The following is a 26924-nucleotide window of genomic DNA, read 5'->3' as shown; positions in this document are numbered from 1 at the left end:
TCGTCGTGGCTCCGATCCTGCGGCAGCCCGGGGAGGAGGCGGGGGAGGCGGGCGGAGGCGGAGGCAGGCGCGGGGGCAAGAAAAGGCCCGCCACCGGCGTGAGCGCGGGGCGGGCCGTACCGGACGGTGCCGGGAGGTGCCACGGGGGAGCCGGGGCGGCCGGATCAGGCCTCGTCGGTGCCCTCGGGGGCCTCGCCTTCGCCGTCCTCGCCCTCGATCTCGTCCTGGAGGCCCAGGCGCTCGACCATCCACTGCTCGAAGCCGACCGCGGCCTGGGTCCAGTTGGCGGTGGTGGTCACGAAGTAGTCCAGGTTGACGCCGGTGCCGACGATCATCTGGGCCTCGCCGATCAGGCGGACCACGCCGTCCTCGTGGGTGTGGGTGTACACCTTGGGCCAGAGGGTCTCGCGGTTCCACTCGTCGATCAGGTCGAGGATCTCGCCCTTCTTCTCCAGCGGGTACGCGCGGTCGTAGAAGGCGCGCACCGCGAAGAGCTCCTTCTGCTCGCCGCGGAACATGTAGTAGACGCGGAAGCCCTCCCAGGGGGCGGTGAGGTCGCCTTCCTCGTCCACGACGTGCTTGAGCTGCATCTGGTCGAGCAGCTGGGCGACCAGGCCCTGGTCCGGGACGATGATCGGCGGCGGGCCGGCCGGCTGCCCGCCCTGGCCACCGGGCTGGCCGCCCTGGGGCACGCCGAACGACGGGATGGACGACGGGTCGATGCTCATGGGGGTCCTCTTCCTCAGTGCACGTGGTGGCCGGCAATGAGAGGCCGCCCTTTCCACCTCCCATCCTGCCTCATTCGGGGCTTCGCTCACAGGGGAGCCCGGGGGTGCGTCGATCTTCGTTCGGGGGCCGTCCAGGGGCCGGCCGGAGACGCCGGCCGGTCCACTCGATGGGGGGCGAGTAGGCGGCGGTCACGGAGTGTGTCCGGGGCTGGAGTGCGGGCCGTGCGACCGGGCGTGAGTGAGCCACGTCACGCGCCCGGCGCGCGGGTTCGCCTGCCGTGCGGGCCGGATGCGGTTAGCGTGCGACGGAACTCACTTCACACAAAGCCCGTCCAGTGCGGGCGAGTTGAGCTGTTCTGAGTCGAGGGGGGAACAGGAGTGGACGCAACGGTGACGGGGGAGGGCGCATCGCTCGGTGCGCTGCTGCGGAGCATGCGGCTGGACCGGGGGATGACGCAGGAGCGGCTGGGCGAGGCGACGGGGCTGAGCGTGCGGTCGATCCGGGACCTGGAGCGGGGCGTGTCCTGCCCGCGGGTCTCCACGCTCCGCCTGCTGACCCAGGCGTGGAGCCTGCCGGAGGCCCAGGTGGCCGAGCTGCACCGGCTGGCGCGCAGCTGGCGGGACCGGGCGCGGCGGCGGCAGCGGCGGGGCGCGGCCGAGTGGCGTGAGGCGGAACGGGGCCCCGCCCAGCCCGGAGACGCCGCGTGAGCGGGCGACGCCTCCAGCCCCAAGACGCCGCATGACCCGGAGACGCCGCATGACCCGGAGACGCGGCGCGACCCGGAGACGCCGCGCGACCCGGAGACGCCGCGGGCCGCTCCCCTCCGTCGGCGGAAGGGAGCGGCCCGGGTGCCGGACGCCCGGTGCTACTTCTCCAGCGGCCCCCGGCCGCGGACGGTGAGGTGGTCGCCCTGCTCGTCCCGGTCCACCAGGACGGTGTCCCCGTCGTGCACCGCGCCGGACAGGATCGCCCGGGCCAGCTGGTCGCCGATCGCGGACTGCACCAGACGGCGCAGCGGGCGGGCGCCGTACGCCGGGTCGTATCCGGTGAGCGCCAGCCAGTCGCGGGCGGCGTCGGAGACCTCCAGGGTGAGCCGCCGCTCGTTCAGCCGCTCGCCGAGGCGGGCCACCTGAAGGTCGACGATCCGGCTCAGCTCGGCGGTGCCCAGCGGTTCGAAGACCACGATGTCGTCCAGCCGGTTGAGGAACTCCGGCTTGAACGCGGCCCGTACGGTGCCCAGCACGAGCTCCCGCTTCTCCGTCTCCGGGGTGGTCGGGTCGACCAGGAACTGGCTGCCCAGGTTGGAGGTGAGGATCAGGATGGCGTTGCGGAAGTCGACCGTGCGGCCCTGGCCGTCGGTGAGCCGGCCGTCGTCCAGCACCTGGAGCAGGACGTCGAAGACCTCGGGGTGGGCCTTCTCCACCTCGTCCAGCAGCACCACGCTGTACGGGCGGCGGCGGACCGCCTCGGTGAGCTGGCCGCCCTCCTCGTAGCCGACGTATCCGGGCGGGGCCCCGACCAGGCGGGAGACCGAGTGCTTCTCGCCATACTCGCTCATGTCGATGCGGACCATCGCCCGCTCGTCGTCGAAGAGGAAGTCGGCCAGGGCCTTGGCGAGTTCGGTCTTGCCGACGCCGGTCGGGCCGAGGAAGAGGAAGGATCCGGTCGGGCGGTCGGGGTCGGCGATGCCGGAGCGGGTGCGCCGCACCGCGTCGGAGACGGCCTGCACGGCCTCCGTCTGGCCGATCAGGCGGGTGCCCAACTCCTCTTCCATGCGGAGGAGTTTGGCGCTCTCGCCCTCCAGGAGCCGGCCGGCCGGGATGCCCGTCCAGGAGGCCACCACGTCGGCCACGTCATCCGGGCCGACCTCCTCCTTGACCATCGACGGGGAGGCGGGGCCGGACTCGTCGTCCGCGGTCGCGGCGCGCTCCTGGGCGTCGGCGAGCTCCTTCTCGGCGGCCGGGATCTCGGCGTACATCAGCTTGGACGCCCGTTCGAAGTCGCCGTCGCGCTGAGCGCGTTCGAGTGCGCCGTGCAGGTCGTCCAGCCGCTCCTTGAGTTCGCCGACCCGGTTGAGGCTCTTCTTCTCCTGTTCCCAGCGGGCCGTCAGCACGCTCAACTGCTCGTTCCGGTCGGCGAGGTCGCGCCGCAGCCGGGCCAGCCGGTCGACCGAGGCCGGGTCCGACTCCTTCTCCAGGGCCAGCTCCTCCATCCGCAACCGGTCGACGGCGCGCTGGAGTTCGTCGATCTCGACCGGGGAGGAGTCGATCTCCATCCGGAGCCTGGAGGCGGCCTCGTCGACCAGGTCGATCGCCTTGTCGGGGAGGAAGCGGGAGGTGATGTAGCGGTTGGACAGGGTGGCGGCGGCGACCAGGGCGGCGTCCGAGATCTGCACCTTGTGGTGGGCCTCGTACCGGCCCTTGAGGCCGCGCAGGATGGCGATCGAGTCCTCGACGCTGGGCTCGCCCACCAGCACCTGCTGGAAGCGGCGCTCCAGCGCCGGGTCCTTCTCGATCCGCTCGCGGTACTCGTCGAGCGTGGTGGCGCCGACCATCCGCAGCTCGCCCCGGGCCAGCATCGGCTTGAGCATGTTGCCCGCGTCCATCGCGGAGTCGCCGCCGGCGCCCGCGCCGACCATGGTGTGCAGCTCGTCGATGAAGGTGACGACCTGGCCGTCGGAGGCCTTGATGTCGTTGAGGACGGCCTTCAGCCGTTCCTCGAACTCGCCGCGGAACTTGGCGCCCGCGACCATCGCGCTGAGGTCGAGCGAGACCAGCCGCTTGCCGCGCAGCGACTCCGGCACGTCCCCGGCGACGATGCGCTGGGCCAGGCCTTCGACCACGGCGGTCTTGCCGACGCCGGGCTCGCCGATCAGCACCGGGTTGTTCTTGGTGCGGCGGGAGAGCACCTGGACGACCCGGCGGATCTCGTGGTCGCGGCCGATCACCGGGTCGAGCTTGCCGTCCCGGGCGGCCTGGGTGAGGTCGGTGCCGTACTTCTCCAGCGCCTTGTAGGTGCCCTCCGGGTCCGGCGAGGTGACCCGGCCGGTGCCGCGGACGTCCTTGAACGCGGCGAGCAGCGCCTTCGGTGTCGCGCCCTGCTGCCCCAGCAGCTCGCCGACGGACCCGCCCTCGGCGGCCAGGCCGACCAGCAGGTGCTCGGTGGAGACGTACTGGTCGTCGAGGTCGTCCGCGCGCTTGCCGGCCTCGGTGAGCACCGCGAGGGTGTCCCGGGCGAGCTGCGGCGCGGCGACCGTCGAGCCCATCGCGCTGGGCAGCGCGGCGAGCTGTCGGCGCGCCTCGGACCCGACCCGGGCGACGTCGGCCCCGACCGCCTCCAGCAGGGGCCGGGCGATGCCCTCGGGCTGCTCCAGCAGGGCGATCAGGATGTGCACCGGCTTGACGTCCGGGTTGCCGGCCGTGCCCGCCTGCCGGATCGCGGCGGACAGGGCGTCCTGCGTCTTGGTGGTGAACTTGCTGGCGTCCACTGCTGGGGGGTCCTCCCTCGTCGTTTTTCACTGCTGCTGCCTACAGCATGCACTAAGTTGAGTCTACTGCGCTCAACCCCGTGGGACTCAACCCTTTCCGGGCTTCTTTTCGCCGGTCCGGTCCACCGCGTCGGTCGGGGGCTTGGCCGGCCCTGCAGCCGCTGCCGTCTGCCACGGCCGCGACAGCCGCGCCGACTGCGACAGCCGCGCCGACCGCAACGGCCGCAACGGTCGCGCCGACCGCGACGACCGGCCGACTACACGGACTACGCCGACTGCGCCGGTCGCGCCCCTCGCGCGGGCCGCAGGGCCGGGGCGGCCGTCCGCCGGGTCAGCACCAGCAGCTCCCGGGCCGGTCCGCTCGGTCGCTGCCCGGCCGGCCACACCGCGCGCAGCGGCCGCCGCAGGTCCAGCCCGTCCGCCAGTGGCACCTCGACCAGCCGCCGGGTCGCCAGTTCCTCCATCACCGCCAGCTCGCTCAGGCAGACCGGCCCCGCCCCGGTCATCGCCGCCGCCTTCAGTGCGGTGGACGAGGCCAGTTCGAGCCGGGGCCGGGTCGCACCCCCGTGCGGGCGCAGTGCCATCTCCAGCACCTCCCGGGTGCCCGAGCCGGGCTCGCGCAGGACGAGGGGGGTGGCCGCCAGTTCGGGGCCGGTCAGCGGGGTGCGGCGGCGTGCCCACGGGTGGCCGGGGGCGACCACGACGACCAGCCGGTCCGCCGCCACCACCGCGCCGGCCAGCCCGGGCGGGGTGGCCGGGCCCTCGACGAAGCCGAGGTCGGCGTCGCCGGCCAGGACGTGGCCGGCGACCTCCGCCGAGTTCGCCGTCCGCAGGGTCACCGCCGTGCCCGGGCTGGCCGCGGAGAGCCCCAGCAGCCAGCCCGGCATCAGGTACTCGGCGACGGTCAGGCTGGCGACCACGCGCAGTTTGGCGTCCCGGCGTCCGCGCAGCGCGTCGATCCCGGCGTCGAGCGCCTGGGCCGCCTCCACCACCTGCCGGGCCCACTCGACCACCAGCCGCCCCGCTTCGGTCGGCGTGCTGCCCCGGGGGGAGCGGTCCAGCAGCGGGACGCCGATCTGGCGTTCCATGCCCTTGATCCGGGCGCTGGCGGTCGGCTGGCTGACGCCGAGCTCGGCCGCCGCCCGTCCGACGCTGCCCAGCCGGGCCACCGCGAGCAGCAGTTCCAGGGCGCCGAGTTCGGGGACGCGCGGAGAGAGAGCCATAGATCCAGGCTATGCCCCCATAGGATCTACGGCGCTACCGGCGGCCGGCCTTCGGACCGATGGTGGGCAGCATGTCCCTCGTGTCCGACCTCCGCCCGCTCGCCCGCCCAGCCGTCGCCCGCCGTTCGCGGTACGACCTCTCCCAGCTCGGCCCCAACTGGTACGCCGCCGTGATGGGCACCGCGATCCTGGGCAACGGCGCCGCGGTCCTGCCCGTACGGCTGCCCGGGCTGATCGGCTTCGGCGAGGTGATGTGGGCGCTCGGCCTGGCCGCCCTGCTGGTGCTGGGGGCGGCCCGGCTGGTCCACCTCACCCGGCACCGCGAGGCCGCCCGCGCCCAGTTGCTGGACACCCCGGCGACCGCGGTGTTCTACGGCTGCCCGCCGATGGCGATGCTGGCGGTCGGCCTCGGCACCCTGCTGCTCGGTTCGCGGGTCATCGGCACCGGCCCGGCGGTCGCCGTGGACGCGGTGCTGTGGAGCGTCGGCACCCTGTACGCGCTGGCCGTCGCCGGCGGCATCCCGTACCTGATGATCACCCGGCACCCGGTGTCCGCCCTGGAGGCCAACCCGACCTGGCTGCTGCCGGTGGTCGCCCCGCTGGTCGCGTCCGCCTGCGGCCCGGCGCTGGTCCCGCACCTGCCGGCCGGGGCGGCGCAGCAGGCCATGCTGTACGCCTGCTGCGGGCTGTTCGGGATCGGCCTGCCGGCCACCCTGGTGCTGCTGCCGGTGGTGTTCACCGGGCTGTTGCACAGCAAGCTGCCCGCCCTGGCGCTCACCCCTTCGCTGTTCCTGGTGCTCGGGCCGCTCGGCCAGTCCGTCACCGCCGTGCACCAGCTCGCCGACGCCGCCCGCCCGGTGCTGCCCGCGCTGGCGCCGGCCATGCTCGACCTCGCCGAGCTGTACGGCATCGCGGTGATCGGCGTCGCCGTGCTCTGGCTGGCCGTCGCGCTCGCCGCCAACCTGCGCGCCCGGCGGGCCGGGATGCCGTTCGCGATGACCTGGTGGGCGTACACGTTCCCGATCGGCACCTGCGTCACCGGCGCGTCCGCCCTCGCCCGGCACACGGGGTTCGGGGGCTTCACCGCGCTGGCCGCGGGGCTGTTCGTCCTGCTGGCGGTCGCCTGGGTGCTCGCGGCGGGCGGGACGGCCGCCGGCCTGGCGCGCGGGCGGCTGCTGGCGCGCTGAGCCCGCCGTTGCAGGAACGCGCACCGGCGGACCGACCGTGCACAGCCGATCGGCGGAACCGCCGGAAGCCGCCAGTACCCACCACCTGCCTCGGCCTTTGCCGGAACCCGGGCCGCCGCCCGCGCCGCCGGTCCGGACCCGCCTGCAGGTTGCTGCAATTGCGCGAACCTGCACTCGGGCGGCACTTGTCCACCGGCCGTGCACGCTGTGAGGGTGGAGACACGCCAAGTCGTCCGGGCAACCGCAGCCCTACGGTGGCGACTTGCTCTTCAACTGACCGTGGCCGCGTCAACCCGCAGCTGTGGAACGGGGGGGAAGAGCACCGGCCGGAGGACCATGTGTGGTGATGGCCCCGGATCCGGAGCCGTCGAGGCGTTGCTGCTCCGCCTCGACGGAAGCGCCGTGGCATTGGCGTACGGACGGCGGCCCCGGACCACCCGGAGTGCGACGGCACCCGGGCCCGGGGCCGCCGTCCCACCAGGTGCCCTGACCGCCGATCGATCCGCATGACCACGCCGTACGGCACGCGGTACCGTGAGGCCGCCCGGCGGGGAGTGCGGGGCAGGCAGCAGCAGGGGAGACGCGTCCGGTAGGGGAGATGGCGACGTGACGGCGGAACCGGCGGTCGCGCCGCAGCACGCGGGCCCCGTGGGCGAGGAACCCGACGAGGCCGCCCGGCAGCTGTACCTGGCGATCATCGCCGAAGGCGGCCGCATCCCCTGCGCCACCAGCACGGACATCGACCAGGGCGCGCTCCGACAACTCGTCGACCTCGGTCTGTTGATGGTCAACCGGATGGACCGCTGCTACACCGCCGTCAGCCCCCGCTCGGTCAGCGACCGCCTCGGCGCCGAACTGCGCAGCGAAGCCACCCGGCTGCTGGTCCGCGCCGAGAGCCTGCCCGGCGCCCTCGACGGCCTCACCCGCGCCTACGACGCGATGCCCCGCCCCTCCGGCCGGGCCGGCGGCGCCGTCCACGTCGAAGGCCACGTCCACATCCGCCAGCGGATCTCCCAACTGGTCTCCGACTGCCGCTCCGAGGTCCTCACCGCCCAACCCGGCCACCGCCCCGCGGACACCCTGCAGGTCGCCCTCCTCCAGGACGTCCAACTCCTGCAGCGCGGCTGCTCCCTGCGGACCATCTACCAGCCGGTCGCCCTCGCCGACCCGCCGGCCCTCGCCTACGCCGAGGAAGTCACCCGGCACGGCTCCCTCATCCGCGTCCTCGACGAACCCTTCCAACGGCTGATCGTCTTCGACCGCTCCGTCGCCGTGATCTCCGCCAGCGACGACAACGGCACCGCCGCCTTCATCAGCGACCCCGCCACCATCGCCTTCCTGGTCGGCACCTTCGAACGCGACTGGGCACGCGCCGACACCGCGGAAGCCGCCGTCCTCGGCCAGGGCCCCGCCCGCACCGTCCCCGACCGGGTCGGCCGCCTCCTCGCCCGCGGCCTCACCCAGCGCGCCGTCGCCACCCGCCTCGGCCTGAGCGAACGCACCGTCGCCGCCCACATCGCCCGCCTGCGCGACCGCTACGGCGCCCAGACCCTCTTCCAGCTGGGCTGGCTGATGAGGGGCGCCCGCGATGACCGGTGAGCCCGGCCCCGCCGAACGGGAGGGCGGGCTCACCGGGATCGCCGGCCTGCCCCCGGAGGACGAGGCGCCGTTCCGACCGGGTCCGCGGATGCGGGGAGCGCGGACGGGGAGTCCGGCGGGTGGGCGATGGTCAGCCGGTGGCGGCGCCGGTCGGCCAGTAGCCGGGGACCGGGGGCTGCTGCCGGGGGACGTTGAACTGCTCGCCGGGGGCGGTCCAGAAGCCCTCGCGCAGGGACAGCGCCATGCCGGCCCAGTCGAGTGCGGTCTCCACCGTGTGGTTGAGGGCCTCCTGCGACCAGGTGTCGTCGAAGACCAGCGGCAGGACGGGGGCGACCTGCTCGATGGTGGCGATCAGCGGGTTGTGGGTGATGGCCTCGTCGACGAGCAGGACGATCGGCTTCCGCAGCGCCGACGCCCACCCCAGCTCCAGGCTGACGCCGGCCGAGAGCGGCGCTCCCACGTAGGCGAACACGAGGTCCGCGGACTGCAGGGCGCGGAAGTCGGACGGAACGCGGGGCTCCGGAGCGCGGCCGGAGATGGTCCAGGCGTCGCTGTGGTGCGCGCTGTACACGGCGGCACCGCTGCGGAGCAGGGTGGTGCGGAGGGTGGTCAGCCGCGTCCGGCTGGCGAGCGTCACCACACTGTCCGCCGGCCCGGTCAGCCGCATCAGCGGCGCGGCCAGGAACACACGTGCACGCCGACCCTCAGGGGCCTGGCTGTCGTGGTGACGCAGGTAGGGCTCGGTCATGTCGACTCCGGGGAAAGGCCGACCGGGGGAGTGAGCGTCGGCGATGCGTTGGATGTGAGCTGCTCCGTGTGGTGAGGCCGCTGGGAACGGCTTAGTATTTGACGGTACATTGGCAAGGTGTGGCGCCTTGCCGGACCATCGGGAGCGAACTGATCGTCCATCGCGGGGCGGCATCGCGTCCAGGGTTGGCCGGTGTCATCTGGATGCCTGGCAGGGAGATGACGCGGCCCGTGGGCCGAGGGGTGACGGCATCCCTCTCGCGCACTAACGGGGGAGCCGTTATCCTGTTCGACGCTTCTAGATGGCGATTCTCGACACAGAGAGTGGGGGCATGACTGACATGCGCCGGTTTGTCCGCAAGGTCGTACTTACGTTGGCCGTTGCTGCCGCTGTGCTCGGCGCCGGTTCTCTCGCGGATGCTGCCGACTCGCACGGCGCGATCGCCACCCGGGCTGCTGTGACCGTTGCGGACGATATCTCGTGGCAGTGATCCCGGCCGTGTGAGCGCCCGGCCGGCCGCCGGAATGCTGCCCGCCGGAATCCTGCCTGCCGGAATGCCGACGGCCCGGAAACCTGCCCGCCGGAATGTCGGCCGCCGGAATTCCGAATATCCCGCCCACCGCGCCGACCGGAACGGACCGGCCGGTCAGTCGGTGGATTCGTGCGCCTTTCGGCCGAGCACGTAACCGAGCTGGAACAGCGAGTCGACCTTGTAGTCGTCCCGCATCTCGGCTATGTGTCTCGCGAGCGTCCGTTCGCTGATCCCCAGTCGCCGCGCGATGACCCGGTGGCTGGTGCCCTCGAGCATCTGGTCGATGATCGTCTGGCGCAGGCGCGAGACCACCTGCTGCGGCACCGTACGGGCACCCTCGAACTCCAGCGCCCGGCTCCAGCACCGCTCGAAGACCTCTTCGGCGAGGTAGTTGACGACCGCCGGATCGTAGATGAAGGCGGCGAGGCTCATGTCGTCGGCGATCGGGATCACGGCGACGCGTCGATTCATCACTATGAGCCGCGTGTAGGGCTCGTCAAGGGTGCGGTACTGGCCGCCGGCCCGGGCGAGCGTGGCCACGTAATCCCTGGTCGGCTGGTGGTACCGGGTGCTGGCGTGGTAGATCGTGCGCATCTTCGTGCCGCTGCGCAGCGTTTCCAGGTCCTGCTCGATCATTCCGGCGAGAAGGTCCGGTTGCCGGGGGCCGCCGGGCTGGAGCGCCAAGGCCTCCTCCAGCCCGGATTCCCTGAACTGCTCCAGCCGCTGACGAATCAGCGCCTTCCCCTGCACGTACTCGATCGACCCGCCGTGGTGCTTCGGGGTGTGGAATTCCCGCGCGAGCTCCTGCAGTTCCGACGGCAGGGACACCGCGCGCGACAGGAGCTCCAATGCCTGGCGCTGCCACGAATGACTGAGGCTGGTCGAGAGCTGCGTGGGGTCGGCGGCTATGAAAATGGTCGGATCGTCGCTGTCGGGCACGAGAAGGCCAATCCGCACCAGCTCGTCCCGGGCAGGAACGTCCTGGTCGGCATTGGACCCCAACGGCAGCTTGCCGTCTCCTCGGATGACGGCGAGATACAGCTCTCTTGCTTCGTTCGAGACGACGGTAGAGCCGGCGGCAAGGGGCTGCTCTCGTTCACTCATCCGCGACTCCTTGCCGTTGCCGTGATACCTGCGTCCCAGTCAGCATTGACGCTGAATCGAGGTCAGCATGCCAGATCCGGTGTGCCCCCCGGAGAGGGAATGTGACCGCACTCTCTCACCAACGCGCTACCGCCGGCACCCCCCGAACAGGAGGGGGCCGGCGGCGGTGTCCGTGCGGCTGCGGTCAGCGTTTCGGGCGCCAGACGACGAGGGCGCTGGACTGCGGCGTGGGGGGCTGGTACGGGACGAGGTCGCGGCGGTAGGAGGCGTGGACGGCCGCCTCGCGCTGCTGGAGGGCGGTGGCGGCGCCTTCGAGGGAGTCGGCCAGTTCCGCGATGCGGGCCTGGAGGGCGGTGACCTGGTTCTCCAGCTCGATGATCCGCTTGATGCCCGCCAGGTTGATGCCCTCGTCCTGGGAGAGCCGCTGGACGTCCCGCAGCTGCTGGATGTCGCGGGCGGAGTAGCGGCGGCCGCGGCCGGCGGTGCGGTCGGGGCAGACCAGGCCGAGGCGGTCGTACTGGCGCAGGGTCTGCGGGTGCAGCCCGGACAGTTCGGCGGCCACCGAGATGACGTACACCGGGGTGTCCTCGGTGAGGACGTACGTCGGCGGGCCCGAGGGGGTCCGGCGGGTGCGGCGGCCGGCGTCGCCGGGCAGGCCGTCACCGATGCCGGGTCCGATCGGGCCGTCGGGGTTGATCGGATTCATCGGGGACATCTGGTCGTCACGCTCCCTTCGCCGCCCGGAAGAGGGCTGCTCGCGGATCGTCGGAGGCGGTGGCCTCGCGGTACTGCTCCAGGGCGTCCAGCGCGTCGCCGGTGACGTGCTGGGGCACGGTGACCTCGACGGTGACCAGGAGGTCGCCGCGGGTGCCGTCCTTGCGGGTGGCGCCCTTGCCGCGGGCGCGCATGGTGAGGCCGTTGGCGCTGCCCGGGGGCAGCTTGAGCTTCACGGCGGGACCGCCGAGCGTGGGCACCTCGATGGTGGCACCGAGTGCCGCCTCGGGGAAGGTGACCGGGACGGTGACCGTGAGGTTGTCGCCCTTGCGTCCGAAGACGGGGTGCGGGTCGACGTGCACGGTGACGTACAGGTCGCCGGGCTGGCCGCCGCGTTCGCCCTGGGCGCCCTTGCCCTTGAGCCGGATGCGCTGGTCGGCCTGGACGCCGGCCGGGATGCGGACCTGCATGGTGCGGGCGGAGCTGGCCCGGCCGCTGCCGTGGCAGTCGACGCACGGGTCGTCGACGATCATGCCCCGGCCGCGGCAGTCCTTGCACGGCTCGGAGAGCGCGAAGGCGCCCTGGCCGCGGCTGACGGTGCCCGCGCCGACGCAGGTCGGGCAGACCCGCGGGGTGGTGCCGGCCTTGGCGCCGGTGCCGTTGCAGGTGCGGCAGGGGGCCTGGCTGGTCATCCGCAGCGGGACGGTCGCGCCGTCCACCGCCTCCTCGAAGGAGAGCGTCACCTCGGTCTCGACGTCGGCGCCGCGCCGGGGCTGGGCCTGGCGGGTACCGCGGTTGAAGAGGCCGCCGAAGACGTCACCGAGCCCGCCGCTGCCGCCGGCGCCGCCCTGGGTGCCGCTGAAGAGGTCGCCGAAGTCGAAGCTGTAGCTGCCGGCGCCGCCGGGGCCGCCGCCGGCCCGGAAGCCGCCGTTGGCGAAGAGGCTGCGGGCCTCGTCGTACTCCTTGCGGCGCTTCTCGTCGGACAGGACGTCGTACGCCTCGGAGATGTCCTTGAACCGCTCCTCGGCCTTCGCGTCGCCCTTGTTGGCGTCCGGGTGGAACTCGCGCGCCAGCTTGCGGTAGGTCTTCTTGATCTCGGCGGCGGTGACGTCCTTGGGCACGCCGAGGACCTTGTAGTAGTCCTTCTCCACGTAGTCCTTGCCACTCATGCGTTCACCTCGCTGCGCCCGGCAGCCGCTGAGCGGTCCACGCGCCCCTGAATGGTTCGCTCGCTGCGCTCGCTCACGGCTCCCCGCCACCTCCCGATGTCCATCGTCACAGAGCTGTCAACACCGGTTGGGAACACGGCTGTTGACAACGCGCTGCGGAGCCGGCCGCCGTACTGGCCGGCGTACGACTCCGCAGCGCACTGGTGGTCAGCTGTCACAGGTTGTCAGCTGTCCGAGCCACCGTCGGACTTGTCCGCGTCGCCGGGCTTCGCGTCGGAGTCCGGGCCCGGGGCCGTCTGGGTGCCCGGCTGGGGCTCCGCGACGGCGACCATCGCCGGGCGGATGATCCGCTCGCCGATCCGGTAGCCGGGCTGGAGGACCTGCACGCAGGTGTCCTCGGTGACGTCCGACGAGTAGCTGTGCATCAGCGCCTCGTGCATGGTCGGGTCGAAGGGCTCGCCCTCCTTGCCGAACTGCTGCAGGCCCAGCTTGGCGACGACCGTCTCCAGGGACTCGGCGACGGACTTGAAGCCGCCCGTCACCTCGCCGTGCTCGCGGGCGCGGCCGATGTCGTCCAGGACCGGGATCAGGGACTCCAGGATGTTGGAGACCGCGATCTCGCGGACGGTCAGCCGGTCGCGCTCGACCCGCTTGCGGTAGTTCTGGTACTCGGCCTGCAGACGCTGCAGGTCGGCGGTGCGCTCGGCCAGCTCGCGCTTGGCGGTGGCGAGCTCCTCGGGGGAGCCCTCCTCGGCGCCGGCCGCCGCGGCCTCCTCGGCGGCCTTGATCACGGCCTCCTCGGCGCCGGCGTCGTCGCCGGGCTTGCCGCCCTGCGGCTTCTCCGTCATGCGGCACCGCCCTTGGGCTTCTCGTCGTCCACGATCTCGGCGTCGACGACGTCGTCGTCGGCCTTGGCCTGGGCGGAGTCGCCGGCCGCGGCGCCGCCGGCGGCGTCGGCGTACAGCGCCTGGCCGAGCTTCTGCGCGGTGGTGGACACCTTCTGATGTCGAAGGTGACCTCGATCTGCGGCAGGCCGCGCGGCGCCGGCGGCAGGCCGGTCAGCTCGAACATCCCGAGCTTCTTGTTGTACGCGGCGATCTCGCGCTCGCCCTGGTAGACCTGGATCTGCACGGACGGCTGGTTGTCCTCGGCCGTGGTGAAGATCTCGGAGCGCTTGGTCGGGATCGTGGTGTTGCGCTCGATCAGCTTGGTCATGATGCCGCCCTTGGTCTCGATGCCGAGGGACAGCGGGGTGACGTCGAGCAGCAGGACGTCCTTGACCTCGCCCTTGAGGACACCGGCCTGGAGCGAGGCACCGATGGCGACGACCTCGTCCGGGTTGACGCCCTTGTTGGCGTCCTTGCCGCCGGTCAGCTCGCGGACGAGCTCGGCGACGGCCGGCATGCGGGTCGAGCCGCCGACGAGGACGACGTGGTCGATCTCGGAGAGCGAGATGCCGGCGTCCTTGATCACGTTGTGGAACGGGATCTTGCAGCGCTCCAGCAGGTCGGCGGTCAGCTGCTGGAACTGGGCCCGGGTGAGCTTCTCGTCCAGGTGCAGCGGGCCCTCGGCGGAGGCCGTGATGTACGGCAGGTTGATCGAGGTCTCGGAGGACGAGGACAGCTCGATCTTGGCCTTCTCGGCGGCCTCGCGCAGACGCTGCAGGGCCATCTTGTCCTTGGACAGGTCGACGCCGTGGCCGCTCTGGAAGGTCTTGACCAGGTGGTCGACGACCTTCTGGTCCCAGTCGTCACCGCCGAGGTGGTTGTCACCGTTGGTGGCCTTCACCTCGACGACCCCGTCGCCGATCTCCAGCAGGGAGACGTCGAAGGTGCCGCCGCCGAGGTCGAAGACCAGGATGGTCTGGTCGTCCTTGTCGAGGCCGTACGCCAGGGCGGCCGCGGTCGGCTCGTTGACGATGCGCAGGACGTTGAGGCCCGCGATCTCACCGGCCTCCTTGGTGGCCTGGCGCTCGGAGTCCGAGAAGTACGCCGGGACGGTGATGACGGCGTCGGTGACGGTCTCGCCCAGGTACGCCTCGGCGTCCCGCTTCAGCTTCTGCAGGATGAAGGCGCTGATCTGCTGGGGGTTGAAGTCCTTGCCGTCCAGGTTGATCTTCCACCCGGTGCCCATGTGGCGCTTGACCGAGCGGATGGTGCGGTCGACGTTGGTGACCGCCTGCCGCTTCGCCACCTCGCCGACCAGGACCTCGCCGTTCTTGGCGAAGGCGACGACGGACGGCGTGGTCCGAGCGCCCTCGGCGTTCGTGATGACGGTGGGCTCGCCACCCTCCAGAACGCTGACGACCGAGTTCGTCGTGCCGAGGTCGATGCCGACCGCGCGTGCCATCGTAAATACCTCCACGGAAGAGTTGAGCTTTACAGGCTCAAGGATGCATGACCGGGCGGGCGGCGTCAACAGGCATGAGTCCATGTCGCTCAACTTTGCTGAGCCCGGCGGCGGGGCGGAGCGGCGGTGAGGGTGGAGTTACGTGACTGCCGCCATAGCCTGGGAACCTTCTGGAGACGTGTTGACGACCGGTATTGTCCGGGCCGTCGGCCCGGGAAGTTACCGACCAGTACAATCGATTCCGACAACGTCGGACCCGCAGGTCCGAAAGACCCGCAGGACCGCAGGACTCCGCAGGACCGCAACACCCCGCAGGACCGCAGAACGTCAAGCACCGCGGAACCCCAACCGCAGGACCGCGGAGAACTGCTCAACCGCAAAGCCGCAGGAGACGGAGAGCCGATGCAGCTAGCAGCGATCGTCATCTCGCTGGTCACATTCGTGATCGGCACCGCGCTCGCCGCCCGTGCGGCGCTGTACATCTACAAGGTGGTCCGCACCGGCGCGCCGGACTCCACCCGCTTCGGGCAACCCGCCCAGCGCGTGAAGACCGTCGCCGTCGAGTTCGTCGGCCACACCAGGATGAACCGCTGGGGGATCGTCGGCATCGCCCACTGGTTCGTCGCGGTCGGCTTCTTCAGCCTGGTGCTGACCATCGTCAACGCCTTCGGCCAGCTCTTCGACGCCGACTTCGCGCTGCCGATCATCGGCCACTGGATGCTCTGGCAGCTCTTCGTCGAGCTCGTCGGCACCCTCACCACGCTGGGCATCCTGGTCCTCATGGTGATCCGGCTGATGAGCCTGCCGTCGAGGTCCGGCCGCAAGTCCCGCTTCGCCGGCTCGATCGCCTGGCAGGCCTTCTACGTCGAGTACACGATCCTCGGCATCGGCCTCTGCATCCTGATGCTGCGCGCCCTGGAGGGCGCCCTCAACGGCGTCGACTCGTACGGCCCGGAGCACCTGGTCTCGTACCCGCTCGTCTCCGCCTTCAGCGGGCTGTCGCACGGCACGCTGGAGAACCTGATCTACCTGTTCGCGATGCTGAAGATCTGCATCTCGTTCGCGTGGGCGACCACCATCGGCCTCAACCCCTCGATGGGCGTGGCCTGGCACCGGTTCCTCGGCTTCTTCAACATCTACTTCAAGCGCGAGGAGGACGGCTCCACCGCGCTCGGCGAACTCCGCCCGATGACCAGCGGCGGCCGGCCGATCGACTTCGAGGACCCGGCCGAGGACGCCGTCTTCGGCGTCTCCCAGGTCGAGCACTTCTCCTGGAAGGGCATCCTCGACTTCTCCACCTGCACCGAGTGCGGCCGCTGCCAGTCGCAGTGCCCCGCCTGGAACACCGGCAAGCCGCTCTCGCCGAAGCTGCTGATCATGAGCCTGCGCGAGCACGCCTACGGCAAGGCGCCGTACCTGCTGGCCGGCGGCGGCAAGTCCGCCGAGGGCGAGGAGCAGGCCACGGCCGAACAGCTCAAGGACGTCCCGGCGGCCGCCCTGGCCGAGGCCGAGCGCCCGCTCATCGGCACCGCCGAGGAGAACGGCGTCATCGACCCGGACGTGCTGTGGTCCTGCACCACCTGCGGCGCCTGCGTCGAGCAGTGCCCGGTGGACATCGAGCACATCGACCACATCGTCGACATGCGCCGCTACCAGGTGATGATCGAGAGCAACTTCCCGACCGAGGCCGGGACGATGCTCAAGAACCTGGAGAACAAGGGCAACCCGTGGGGCCTGGCCACCAAGGCACGCCTGGCCTGGGTCAAGGAGCTCAAGAAGGAGACCGGCATCGAGGTGCCGGTGATCGGCGAGGACATCGACCCCGCCGAGGTCGAGTACCTCTACTGGGTCGGCTGCGCCGGCGCCCTGGAGGACCGCGCCAAGAAGACCACCAAGGCCTTCGCCGAGCTGCTGCACACCGCGGGCGTGAAGTTCGCGATCCTCGGCAAGGAGGAGACCTGCAGTGGTGACTCCCCGCGCCGCCTGGGCAACGAGTTCCTCTTCCAGATGCTCGGCGCGCAGAACGTCGAGACCCTGAACGCCGCGCTGGAGGACGCCCCGACCAAGCGGATCGTGGCCACCTGCCCGCACTGCTTCAACACCCTCGCCAACGAGTACCCGCAGCTGGGCGGCCACTTCGAGGTCATCCACCACACCCAGCTGCTGCAGCACCTCATCGACGAGGGCAAGCTGCTGCCGGTCAACCCGGTCGAGGGCCTGATCACCTACCACGACCCCTGCTACCTGGGCCGCCACAACAAGGTCTACACGCCGCCGCGCGAGATCATGGACAAGGTCCCCGGCCTGCGCCAGCAGGAGATGCACCGCCACAAGGAGCGCGGGTTCTGCTGCGGCGCCGGCGGCGCCCGGATGTGGATGGAGGAGCGCATCGGCAAGCGGATCAACACCGAGCGCGTGGACGAGGCGCTGTCGCTCGACCCCGACATCGTCTCCACCGCCTGCCCGTTCTGCCTGGTGATGCTCTCCGACTCGGTCAACGGCAAGAAGAACGAGGGCGCGGCCAAGGAGCACCTGAAGGTGGTCGACGTGGCCCAGCTGCTGCTCGACTCGGTGAAGGCGACCCCGCCGGCCGAGGCCGAGGAGCAGCCGGAGACGGTGGACGCGTAGCGGTCCGCTGCCCGGACAGCCCCGCAGCCCGGACGGCGACGCCGTTCGCGCAGCACCGATGTTCGACAGTTCTGCTACAACTGCCCGGCCCGGTGGACGCCGCCAAGGCGCCCGCCCGGCCGGGCTTTTGGCGCCGGGCCCCGACCTGCGGACGCACCGCGGGCGGACGGCCGGTGCCGCCGATCGCACAGGCGCCGGACGGGCATTCGGTCGGAAGGAAATACAGTAGGCGCCGGACCGGCTCCGTGCCGGTCGACCCGTTCCGGACGGAGGACCGGGCGGGGACCGACCCGCGTCGGCCGCACGGCCGGGTCCAGAACACCGACGGAGGTATCGGCCCGCCGGGCCGGGCCGCAGAGACCACAAGGGGAACAGCGCAGACCATGACCGAGGCGATCATGCTGGTCGGTGGTAAGGGCACGCGACTGCGTCCGCTGACCACCCACACCCCCAAGCCCATGCTGCCGGTGGCAGGCGTCCCGTTCATCGCCCACCAGCTGGCCCGGGCGGCCGCCGCCGGCGTCACCCGCGTCGTGCTGGCCACCTCCTACCTGGCCGAGGTGTTCGAGGACCACTTCCAGGACGGCACCCCCTACGGCATCGAGCTGGTCTACCTGACCGAGCGCGAGCCGCTGGGCACCGGCGGGGCGATCCGCAACGCCGCCTCCGGCCTGACCTGCGGCCCCGACGAGCCGGTCCTGGTCTTCAACGGCGACATCCTCTCCGGCGTCGACATCGCCGCCCTGCGCGACGGCCACGTGGCCGCACGGGCCGACGTCACCCTCCACCTCACCCGGGTCGAGGACCCGCGCGCCTTCGGCCTCGTCCCGACGGACGCGAACGGGCGGGTGCTGGAGTTCCTGGAGAAGCCGGAGACTCCGGAGCAGATCGTCACCGACCAGATCAACGCCGGCTGCTACGTCTTCACCCGGTCCGTGATCGACCGCATCCCCACCGGCCGGGAGGTGTCCGTCGAGCGCGAGACCTTCCCCGAGCTGCTGGCCACCGGCGCCCTGCTGCGCGGCGTCGTCGACACCTCGTACTGGCTGGACCTCGGCACCCCGGCCGCCTTCGTCCGCGGCTCGGCCGACCTCGTCCTCGGCAAGGTCGACTCCCCGGCCGTCCCCGGGCCGACCGGCGACGCCCTGCTGCTGCCCGGCGCCACCGTCCACCCGGGCGCGGTGCTCAGCGGCGGCACCGTCGTCGCCGAGGACGCGGTGGTCGAAGCCGGCGCGATCGTCGAGGGCAGCGTGATCCTGCCGGGCGCGGTGATCGGCCCGGACAGCCTGGTCAAGGACTCGATCGTGGGCGCCTACGCGACCATCCGCGACCGCTCGGCGCTGGACGGCGCGGTGATCGGCGACGGCGCGATCGTCGAGTCCGACAACGAGCTGCCCAACGGCGTCCGGATCGCCTGCGGCACCTTGCTGCCGGTCGGCGCCGTCCGCACCTCCGCCGGCCCGGGCGGCTGCCCGGCCGGCACCAGCGCGGCGGCCGCGGTGCACGGCCCGTCGGTCAGCGCCCAGCGGTAGCGGGGCGCTCCTCCCGGCGGGCACTCCGGGGCCCGCCTTCCCGGGGCCCCGCCTTCCGGAGCCAGGGCCTGTCCGGAGCCAGGGCCGGTCCGGAGGCAGGGCCTTTCCGGAGGCTTGCGGCTGCTTTCGGCCCCGTTCGTCTCAGGCTCGCTGCAAACCGGCCCCGGCTTCGTCCGGGCCGGACGCGGACTGGGCCGGACGGGTACCTTCGGAGCGTGGCTGGTAATCGATACGACAGCGGTCAGGGTGCCGACCGTCCGCACGGCGGCTGGTCGGCCCCTCCTCCGCCGCCGGCGGGAGCGCCCGGGGGGCACGGGCAGACGGACGGGCCGGAGTACTTCACGGCCCCGCACCCGGCAGGAGGCCCCGGGTATCCGGCGGGCGGCCCCGGGTACCCGGCGGGCGGGCCAGGGGCCACGGTGGGCGACGGGTACGACCCGTACGCGGCCGACCGGCCCGGCAGCACCCGCGCCTTCCCGGTCGGCGACCCGTACGCGGGCGGTGCTCCGTACGCGGGCGGTGCTCCGTACGAGCACGGCGCTCCGTACGGGCAGCAGCCGCCCTACGGCCACGCCGGCCCCGACGGCTACTACGACGACGGTGGCTACGACCAGCAGCCCCCGCACGGCCAGGACAACGTCGCGGTCTACCGCGCCGGCGGCCAGTCCGCCCCGCACGTCGCCGGCCCCCGGCCGCGCTGGCGCGAGCTGTTCGTCGGCCTCGTCCGCAACCCGACGGCGATCTTCGACCGCACCCGCGACCACCAGGTCTGGCTGCCCGCCCTCACCGTCTCGCTGCTGTACGGCGCGCTCGCGGTGCTCGGCATAGGGCTCACCCACGACGACATCGTCAACTCGACCTTCAGCGTCGCGCTGACCGGCATCGCCGCCGCCGCCGTCGGCTTCGCCGTGACCGGCGCGATCTTCGGCGGGGTCACGTACGCGCTGGCCCGCCAGCTCGGCGGCGACGGCCCGTGGAAGTCCACCGTCGGCCTGGCCGCGCTGATCGGCTGGCTGACCGACGCGCCCCGGCTGCTGCTCGCCCTGGTGCTGCCCTCCGGCAGCGCCGTCGTCCAGGTCGTCGGCTGGGCGACCTGGATGCTCTGCGCGTTCCTGCTGACCAGCATGGTCCGGCGGCTGCACGACCTGCCCTGGGGCAAGGCCGCCGCCGCCTCGGCGCTGCAACTGCTCGCCCTGCTGGTACTGATCAAGCTGCCGACCCTGGGCTGACGGGCGAAGGGCACAATGGTGGGCGGGCCGCGGCCGAGCGTCGGCGGCCCGCCCACCCTCGTCGTCGACGTCCACCGGAGCCAGGAATGACCCTCCCCACCACCCACGTCAGCTTTCCGGCCGGGGCGGTGACCGGCGAGTCCCCGGTGCTCGCGGTGCACCCGCTGGCCGACGGCCGGTACGCCGTCGTCACCGAGACGACCCCGTTCCACCCGCTCGACCACACCTGGCCCGACCAGCCGGCCGACCACGGCACCCTCACCGTGGACGGCACCGAGCTGGCCGTGGCCGACTGCCTGACCGGCGCCGTCGGCCCGGAGGACGACGCGCTGCTGGTCGGCGCCGACATCCCGGTGCGGCGCGGCGACGAGGAGTGGTCGTGGCTCGTCCTGCACGTCCTCGACACCGACCCCGGCGACATCGTCGGCCGCACCACCGCCCTCGCCGTCGACGCCGACCGCCGGGGCGCCCTCAGCGCCTCGCACAGCGGCTGCCACCTGCTCGCCCTCGCCCTCAACGCCGCCCTCGCCCCGCGCTGGCGCAAGGACCCGGGCCGCTCGGACGCCTTCGGCAACCCGGACTTCGACAGCCTCGCCATGGCCGGCTCGGTGATGGACACCGAAGCCAGCACCGACACCTACCGGCTCGGCAAGTCCCTGAAGAAGAAGGGCTTCACGGTGGACGCCACCGACGAGCTCCCCGCCCTGGCCGACGCCCTGCCCGCCCTCACCGAGGCCGTCAACGCCCGCCTCGCCGCCTGGGTCGCCGCCGACGCCCCGGTCCGCATCGAGGTGCCCGGCCCCGAACTCACCGCCCGCCGCCAGTGGCACTGCGAGCTGCCCGAGGGCGGCGCGCAGATCTTCTGCGGCGGCACTCACCTGCACCACCTCGGCGAGCTGGCCGAACTGCGCACCGAGCTGCGGCTGTCCGAGGACGGCACCGAACTGGTCGCCGTCACCACCCCCAAGCGGGCCTGAGAACGCCGCGGGCGGCCACCCCTCGCGGTGAGGGGTGGCCGCCCGTCTGCGTGCGCTCTTCCGGGTCCGCGCTCCGCGCTCAGACCTCGGTGCGGTGGAAGTTCAGGTACGAGCGGGACGGCGTCGGGCCGCGCTGGCCCTGGTAGCGCGAACCGTAGCGCGCCGAGCCGTAAGGGTGCTCCGACGGCGAGGAGAGGCGGAACAGGCAGAGCTGCCCGATCTTCATGCCCGGGTACAGCTTGATCGGCAGCGTCGCGACGTTCGACAGCTCCAGCGTCACGTGGCCGCTGAAGCCGGGGTCGATGAAGCCGGCCGTGGAGTGCGTGAGCAGGCCCAGCCGGCCCAGGCTCGACTTGCCCTCCAGCCGGGACGCCACGTCCTCGGGCAGCGTGATGACCTCGTACGTCGAGGCCAGCACGAACTCGCCGGGGTGCAGGATGAACGCCTCGTCGCCCTCCGGCTCCACCAGCCGGGTCAGGTCCGGCTGCTCCTCGGAGGGGTCGATGTGCGGGTACTTGTGGTTCTCGAACACGCGGAAGAAGCGGTCGAGGCGCACGTCGATACTCGACGGCTGGATCATCGCCGGGTCGAACGGGTCGATCGAGACCCGGCCCAGGTCGATTTCGGTCCGGATGTCCTTGTCAGAGAGCAGCACGCTTCGAGGTTACGTGCAAGAAAGGGCCCCGGACGAATCCGCCCGGGGCCCCACCACATACTCCTGGTCCTCCCGCGTCCTCCCGCCGACCGTCAGGCCAGGAACTCCGCGGCCTCCAGCCGCATCGCCTGCGCCAGTTGCGGCTCCGACAGCTCCCGCACGTCGGCCAGCACCGAACTCCGGAGCCGTCCACACTGCGGACAGCGGATCAACCGCCCGGGCCCGAGCCGCCCCGGACCGAGGTTCTGCATCGGGAACGTGGTGGTGCTGAACAGGTGCCCCTCGGCACAACGAACGACGGCGCGCTGCTCCATCGATCCCCTTCCCATCCCTAACCCGGTACTCACCCGCACTCGCACACCCGGCGGCCGAGCCCCGGGGCCAGCGTCACATTAGGGGATGTTCCGGACATTCCTCACAATGGCTCGCCGCCCCGGCCCCACCCACCGGAGCACTCGCACGCGGCCCAAACAGTACGCCCCCACACCCGCCCCCACCCCGCTCCGCCGCACCCCCGACCACTTGTGCAACCACAGTCGCGCATGGGGTACAGTGGCACTGGATCGAGCGGTCTCTGACGGCTCATCAGGCGGGCGTAGTTTAATGGTAGAACATGAGCTTCCCAAGCTTAGAGCGCGAGTTCGATTCTCGTCGCCCGCTCCAGCAGTAAAGCCCCAGGTCAACGACCTGGGGCTTTCGCGTTGTCGGGGCCAATCCGGCCCCTGCCGTGCCGGACCCCCGCCAGAAGGCCGGCGAGCCGCCTTCGGAGCCGTACGCCTCCCAATCGCTGCCCGCTGGGCAGGGCGCGTCGCGGGTGCGGACTCTCGGCGCGCTGGAGGTGAGAATGCCCCACTCGGTATGGACTTCACGGAGCCGGGAGCAACACCCCAGTTCAAGGCCGCGGTTGAGCAAGCTGTCGAGGATGGGAAAACAGCCAGTCCGGGCGTGGACGTCACAGTTGGGTGGGCGCAGTGAGTTGCACTTTCCAGGTGGGGGACGAGATCGTGTGGGATCCGTCGAACACGGTGGCCCGGTTGTTCGTCGGAGAGGCAGCGGCGGTGGCGTCTGCCTTCGGTCTGGAATCGGGAATCGGCGAGATCATCGAGGACGAGTGCGAACTCGACCTCCCCGTTCTGGAGGCCTTTGTCGCCGGGCTCGTGCGGCGGTATCACGAGGCGACGCACCCGATGCTCCGATCGCTCACGGTTGGCTTCATCGCCACGGTGTCGGTTCTGGTCGAGCGGGCCGGCGGCCGGCTTCCGTCCGGTGAAGCAGACCAGGTCGCGGCCTGGGCCCAGTTGCGCCAGGAGCACGCGAGGTCGATGCCGCGCTGAGCGCAAGGCATCTGCCGCCCCTGAGCGGGCCTCGGCGAGCGCCCATCGTCCCGTCCGGGGAGGCGAGAGGGTCAGCCGCGGCGGGGCGGTCCTCGCGAGGGAGGCGCTACGCGCAGCGCGATCGGTCGGGCTGGGCTTCGGCAGCCTGGTTTGAGGTCCGGAGGAAGCCACGGTCTGGACACAGACGACATCATCACCCTCGGCGGCCCGGGGATGGGTGTGCTCACTGCCGACAGTTGAATGTCAACCCCGATCACCTCTGGATCGGCGAGGCCACTGACGACCCCACACGTCTGGTCGGCGGTTTCTCGCTCGGTCCCAGCCCGCACGTCGCGGGATTCGGTGGGAACAACATCAACATCGACACGTCCGGACACGGCGGCTACTGGGACGAGAACTCGGACAGCCTGAAGAACCAGGGCAGGATCATCGCCGGGAAGCCACCCCACACCACATGGAAGGAGGACCCGCTCTGGGGCTCGATACCCCACTGAACCGCTGACCGGAAAGAATCCCATGCGAAACCCGACCACCCACCTGCCTGTCATCGGCGCCCGGCTGAAGCAGCTCCTGGCAACGGCGCTGATGGTCACGACTCTCGGAGCCTGCATGTCCAGCCCCGGAACAGGGAAGAACGACCCCCTGCCCGTCAAGGCCCGTCAGGAGGCACTCGACTGGGCGAAGCAGCTCACCGAGCACCTGGCCCAGACCGCCGGGATCCGGATCAACGACGAACCCGCCGACCCCGTCTTCACCTCGTGCATCGGCAGGAGCGGTGAAACCGCGCCGGACGGCCGCTACGTCCTGACGTATGGCGTCCACAGCAACGTCCCCGATGCCCAGCACAACGATGTCGTCCGCAAGGTCCGCGAACGGCTCACGAGTGAAGGCCTCAAGATCACCGAATACCAGGAGACGCAGGGCGCGGAACCGGACTCTTCCGTCAGCGCACGCCACCCCAGCAGCCGGTACGTCGTCGACGTTGCCAGCACCGCGGGCAACGACCGCATGGTCCTGAGCGTCACGACTCCGTGCCTGATGCCGCCGTCCGCATCGCCTGCCCCCACCCCTTGAACGGTCTGTCGCCGGCTGCGACGCCTCGGGGGAGAGCGGGCGGAAATCGGCGGTCGGCGGGGGCCAGGCGCTCGCTCCAGCGGTAAAGGCCCAGGTCGACGACCTGGGCCTGTGGCGCGTTCGGGCCTGCCTGGTCGGCTCCGTACGCGAAGGGCGAGGCTGCGGCGTCCGCACATCGCTGTCGTGAGTGGGCGGTGCCGAGTGCTTCGGCGAGGCGATCGACTTGATCGGCTGGGAGCCCGAACCAGGCGGTGCGGTGCTGCGGTGAGGCGCTGGGCCGGGGGCGGGTGGCCCCGGCCCAGCGGGCGGTGGGGTCAGGAGGTGGTGGTGAGGGATTCGAGGGTGGGGACGAGTGCGGCGGGGGTGGGCAGGGCGGCGTTGTCGGCGCGGAGGCGGTGGGCGGCGGTGCGGAGGGCCGGGTCGGTGACGAGCCGGTCGAGGAGCCGGGTGTCGACGGAGTCGGAGGCGGAGCGCAGGGCGGCGCCGGTGGCGGTGAGGGCGTCGGCGTTGATGAAGTGGTCCGCGCCCTGGGGGAGGAGCAGTTGGGGCAGGCCGGCCTGGAGGGCGGTCAGCATGGTGCCCGAGCCGCCGTGGTGGACCAACGCGTCGGCGCGGCCGAGCAGTTCGTTGAGCGGCACCCAGGGCAGGCCGCGGACGTTGGCGGGCAGGGTGCCGAGCGGGGCGAGGTCGGCGCCGCCGACGGCGAGCAGGAATTCGGCGTCGACCTCGGCCGCCGCTTCGACGAGGCGCACCACGGCGCGGACGCCGTCGAGTTCGGCGAGGACGGTGCCCAGGGTGACGACGATCCGCGGGCGGTCGGCGGGGCGGAGGAACTCGCTCGGGACCACGCCGCCGCCGTTGTACGGGACGTAGCGCATCGGCAGGCCCTCCGGGTCGCCGCCCAGCGGGCCGACGTTGAGCGCGGTGGCGCGGGCCGGGCCGGCCAGGCCGTGCTGCTCGTAGACGTCGGTGAAGTGGGAGGCGAGCAGGTCGGCCATCGGGAGGCCGGCGCTGACCCCGAAGTTGTGGACCACCGCCGGGATCTTGAGGCGGGCGGCGACCAGCGGGGGAGCCGCGTGGAAGGAGTCGTAGACGAGGAGGTCGGCGCCCCAGGCGGTGGCGGCCTCCAGCAGGTCGTCGACGGCGGGGCGGGAGGCGTGCGCGAAGATCGCGGCCGCCGTATCGAAGATTTCTTCCTGCGACCTGTTCTGGTCGACGTACTCGACCTTGCCGCCGAGGCGCTCCTCGAACATTTCCCGGATGCCCCGACCGTCGCCGATCTCGACGATGGGGAAGCCTGCGCTGCGGAGCTGGTCCAGCGGCTGTCCGCAGGCGAACAGGATCTCGTGTCCGGCGGCGCGCAGCGCCTGTGCCGTCGGCACCATGGGGAAGAGGTGTCCGGCCGCGGCGGGGCCGGTGAAAAGTATGCGCATCGTCTACTCCCGGTCAATGAAACCAACCAGGCAGTCTCATCCCGCGAGTTGATGTTTCGTCAATTTGATTGGGATCACCATGCGCGGTAATCGGCCGTTTTGAACTGGGCCTTGTCACCCGGCCGGTGGTGTGCTCTTCGCTGCGGCGATGAGCGGCGTGGCGGGTGTTTTTCTCAGGGAGGCGGCGCCGATCGGTGCGGTCGATCACCGTGGTTCGCGGCCGAAAGGCGGGAGCGGCGGGGCGAGGCGCAGGCGGAGGTCCGGGGGTGGGGTGTCGCAGGAGGCTTCGGGGGTCCGAGAGTTGGCCGCATGTGGGCGGTGCGTCGGGTGTAGTTTCCGGTCGTGGAGCGACCGGTCGTGGTGTCGAGGCGCGGCGTGGCCGGGTGGAACTGCCCGCATCCGTCCGCCGTCCAAGCAGTGACGGAATCCCTGCCCGGGTTGAACGCCGGGAGGAGTGCGGAGGGTCCTGTGCAGTCAGGTGGTGCCGAACTGAACGTCGGATGCCCGGGTGGTCGCCCCGGCGGAGCGCCGGTCGCGTCCGTCCGGTGGCCGAGACCTGCGACCGGGGAGACGGTCGACCAACTCGGGGCCGCCGAGCGCTGCGAGACGCTGCTCCAGGACACCCTGGACGCCCTGGATCCGGCACCGGCCTGGCAGGAGGCGGCGCCCCGGGCGGGTGCGCGGCTGTCGCAGCCGGGGCGCGGCTCGGTGGGGTGGGAGTCGGAACTGCTCTGGTACGTCACCCGGGGCCGGGATCTCCTGACCGTCGTGTCGCTGCCCCGGCGGCCCGCGCTGGTGGGCGCGGTGGAGCGGCACTGGCGGCGGCGCGGTTGGACGATCACTTCGCTGAACGCCGGCCGGGACCGCCCCGGAGTCGGTGCGACCACCCGTGACGGCTACCGACTGGAGCTCTGCTTCGGGGAGTTGGGCGAGGCTGGGCTGACCGCGGGCTCGCCCGGGGTGGCCCGGTCGGAGCGGCTCCCGGTGCTGCCCGGGGGCGACGTGTTCGGCTCGGCGCCTCTGCCGTACGTGTGTTGTCCGTACTGGAGTGCGCTGCTGTAGCGAGCGGGGTGCCGGAACGCGGCGTACCGGCGGCGTGCGACGTGCCGAAGGGGCGGGTCGGCGTGGAGCGAGTCCCCCCGGACACGCTCCACGCCGCCTCGTCACGCGGCTTCGGCGCTGCCGCTCCCCCCGACCCCCCGGCAATCCCGCCGTTCCCCC

At 71.9% G+C, this 26924-nt stretch carries 22 protein-coding genes, 1 tRNA gene and 2 pseudogenes; 13 read left to right on the top strand and 12 right to left on the bottom strand.

What is annotated here, in order from left to right; translation table 11 throughout:
• Positions 1–164 precede the first annotated feature (164 nt).
• Positions 165–728 carry a YbjN domain-containing protein gene (locus IF30_RS0105940; RefSeq protein WP_030232943.1) on the bottom strand — a complete coding sequence of 188 codons (564 nt, stop codon included), beginning with the start codon at positions 726–728 and terminating at the stop codon, positions 165–167.
• Positions 729–1106: 378 nt separating this feature from the next.
• Here IF30_RS0105940 and IF30_RS0105935 point away from each other — a divergent pair, with 378 nt between their 5' ends.
• Entirely contained in the window at positions 1107–1436 is a 330-nt protein-coding gene (locus IF30_RS0105935) for a helix-turn-helix domain-containing protein (RefSeq protein ID WP_158834781.1), read from the top strand.
• 158 nt (positions 1437–1594) lie between these two features.
• Here IF30_RS0105935 and clpB read toward each other — a convergent pair whose 3' ends face one another.
• Both clpB and IF30_RS0105925 read right to left on the bottom strand, forming a co-directional pair.
• Positions 1595–4216, bottom strand: a complete 2622-nt coding sequence (gene clpB, locus IF30_RS0105930; protein WP_030232937.1) for an ATP-dependent chaperone ClpB — start codon at positions 4214–4216, stop codon at positions 1595–1597.
• Between the two features lie 266 nt (positions 4217–4482).
• Positions 4483–5439, bottom strand: coding sequence for a LysR family transcriptional regulator (locus IF30_RS0105925; protein WP_051709312.1), 957 nt, complete (start codon positions 5437–5439; stop codon positions 4483–4485).
• Positions 5440–5510: 71 nt separating this feature from the next.
• Between IF30_RS0105925 and IF30_RS0105920 the strand changes: the two genes are divergently transcribed.
• Positions 5511–6626: a TDT family transporter gene (locus IF30_RS0105920; protein WP_030232931.1), complete on the top strand. Its 1116-nt coding sequence runs from the start codon at positions 5511–5513 to the stop codon at positions 6624–6626.
• Positions 6627–7232: 606 nt separating this feature from the next.
• A complete protein-coding gene (locus IF30_RS50530; protein ID WP_030232928.1) occupies positions 7233–8225 on the top strand; it encodes a LuxR C-terminal-related transcriptional regulator in 993 nt (330 codons plus the stop codon).
• Between the two features lie 130 nt (positions 8226–8355).
• Here IF30_RS50530 and IF30_RS43240 read toward each other — a convergent pair whose 3' ends face one another.
• Entirely contained in the window at positions 8356–8973 is a 618-nt protein-coding gene (locus tag IF30_RS43240; RefSeq protein ID WP_051709310.1) for a hypothetical protein, read from the bottom strand.
• Between the two features lie 331 nt (positions 8974–9304).
• Between IF30_RS43240 and IF30_RS0105905 the strand changes: the two genes are divergently transcribed.
• The gene (locus IF30_RS0105905; protein ID WP_158834778.1) at positions 9305–9463 is read left to right on the top strand and encodes a hypothetical protein; all 159 of its coding nucleotides are present in this window, start codon (positions 9305–9307) and stop codon (positions 9461–9463) included.
• Positions 9464–9619: 156 nt separating this feature from the next.
• Here IF30_RS0105905 and IF30_RS0105900 read toward each other — a convergent pair whose 3' ends face one another.
• The 5 genes and pseudogenes from IF30_RS0105900 to dnaK form a co-directional block, all read right to left on the bottom strand.
• Positions 9620–10609: a helix-turn-helix domain-containing protein gene (locus IF30_RS0105900; protein WP_030232920.1), complete on the bottom strand. Its 990-nt coding sequence runs from the start codon at positions 10607–10609 to the stop codon at positions 9620–9622.
• Positions 10610–10793: 184 nt separating this feature from the next.
• Positions 10794–11324 carry a heat shock protein transcriptional repressor HspR gene (locus IF30_RS0105895; protein WP_324605612.1) on the bottom strand — a complete coding sequence of 177 codons (531 nt, stop codon included), beginning with the start codon at positions 11322–11324 and terminating at the stop codon, positions 10794–10796.
• Between the two features lie 7 nt (positions 11325–11331).
• Entirely contained in the window at positions 11332–12492 is a 1161-nt protein-coding gene (gene dnaJ, locus IF30_RS0105890) for a molecular chaperone DnaJ (protein ID WP_030232914.1), read from the bottom strand.
• 224 nt (positions 12493–12716) lie between these two features.
• Positions 12717–13340, bottom strand: a complete 624-nt coding sequence (grpE, locus tag IF30_RS0105885; protein WP_030232911.1) for a nucleotide exchange factor GrpE — start codon at positions 13338–13340, stop codon at positions 12717–12719.
• Positions 13337–14841 (bottom strand): annotated as a pseudogene (dnaK, locus tag IF30_RS41010) (molecular chaperone DnaK). Before dnaK ends, grpE begins: the two are co-directional and overlap by 4 nt.
• A 402-nt stretch (positions 14842–15243) precedes the next feature.
• On the opposite strand from dnaK, the gene IF30_RS0105875 reads away from it, so the two are divergent.
• The 4 genes and pseudogenes from IF30_RS0105875 to IF30_RS0105860 all read left to right on the top strand — a co-directional run bounded on the left by IF30_RS0105875 (position 15244) and on the right by IF30_RS0105860 (position 21207).
• Positions 15244–17469, top strand: coding sequence for a (Fe-S)-binding protein (locus tag IF30_RS0105875; protein ID WP_030232908.1), 2226 nt, complete (start codon positions 15244–15246; stop codon positions 17467–17469).
• Between the two features lie 383 nt (positions 17470–17852).
• Positions 17853–18926 (top strand): annotated as a pseudogene (locus IF30_RS0105870) (sugar phosphate nucleotidyltransferase); the annotation flags it as partial.
• Positions 18927–19420: 494 nt separating this feature from the next.
• On the top strand, positions 19421–20230 hold the full coding sequence (locus IF30_RS0105865; RefSeq protein WP_051709308.1) for a Yip1 family protein: 810 nt from the start codon (positions 19421–19423) through the stop codon (positions 20228–20230).
• Between the two features lie 86 nt (positions 20231–20316).
• On the top strand, positions 20317–21207 hold the full coding sequence (locus tag IF30_RS0105860; protein WP_030232897.1) for a metal-dependent hydrolase: 891 nt from the start codon (positions 20317–20319) through the stop codon (positions 21205–21207).
• 79 nt (positions 21208–21286) lie between these two features.
• Here the strand turns inward: IF30_RS0105860 and dcd are convergent, their stop codons facing one another.
• Together dcd and IF30_RS41005 are read right to left on the bottom strand one after the other, a co-directional pair.
• The gene (gene dcd, locus IF30_RS0105855) at positions 21287–21862 is read right to left on the bottom strand and encodes a dCTP deaminase (RefSeq protein ID WP_030232893.1); all 576 of its coding nucleotides are present in this window, start codon (positions 21860–21862) and stop codon (positions 21287–21289) included.
• Positions 21863–21954: 92 nt separating this feature from the next.
• Positions 21955–22176 (bottom strand): hypothetical protein, encoded by a 222-nt coding sequence (locus IF30_RS41005; protein WP_030056617.1) that lies wholly within the window; start codon positions 22174–22176, stop codon positions 21955–21957.
• A gap of 275 nt (positions 22177–22451) precedes the next feature.
• Between IF30_RS41005 and IF30_RS0105845 the strand changes: the two genes are divergently transcribed.
• From IF30_RS0105845 to IF30_RS0105830, 4 genes are all read left to right on the top strand, one after another.
• Positions 22452–22525, top strand: a tRNA-Gly gene (locus IF30_RS0105845).
• Between the two features lie 299 nt (positions 22526–22824).
• Positions 22825–23196 carry a DUF6086 family protein gene (locus tag IF30_RS0105840; RefSeq protein WP_051709307.1) on the top strand — a complete coding sequence of 124 codons (372 nt, stop codon included), beginning with the start codon at positions 22825–22827 and terminating at the stop codon, positions 23194–23196.
• A 236-nt stretch (positions 23197–23432) separates the two neighbouring features.
• Positions 23433–23690: a hypothetical protein gene (locus IF30_RS0105835; protein ID WP_030232888.1), complete on the top strand. Its 258-nt coding sequence runs from the start codon at positions 23433–23435 to the stop codon at positions 23688–23690.
• Between the two features lie 22 nt (positions 23691–23712).
• On the top strand, positions 23713–24270 hold the full coding sequence (locus tag IF30_RS0105830) for a hypothetical protein (RefSeq protein ID WP_030232885.1): 558 nt from the start codon (positions 23713–23715) through the stop codon (positions 24268–24270).
• 314 nt (positions 24271–24584) lie between these two features.
• Here the strand turns inward: IF30_RS0105830 and IF30_RS0105820 are convergent, their stop codons facing one another.
• Positions 24585–25703 (bottom strand): nucleotide disphospho-sugar-binding domain-containing protein, encoded by a 1119-nt coding sequence (locus tag IF30_RS0105820; RefSeq protein ID WP_030232882.1) that lies wholly within the window; start codon positions 25701–25703, stop codon positions 24585–24587.
• A gap of 468 nt (positions 25704–26171) precedes the next feature.
• Here IF30_RS0105820 and IF30_RS0105815 point away from each other — a divergent pair, with 468 nt between their 5' ends.
• A complete protein-coding gene (locus IF30_RS0105815; RefSeq protein ID WP_030232879.1) occupies positions 26172–26765 on the top strand; it encodes a hypothetical protein in 594 nt (197 codons plus the stop codon).
• Positions 26766–26924: the final 159 nt, after the last annotated feature.

The sequence above is a fragment of the Streptomyces sp. NRRL S-350 genome, from assembly GCF_000719705.1.
In the GTDB taxonomy this organism is placed as follows: Bacteria; Actinomycetota; Actinomycetes; order Streptomycetales; family Streptomycetaceae; genus Kitasatospora.
This window is presented reverse-complemented; position numbering and strand designations above follow the sequence as displayed.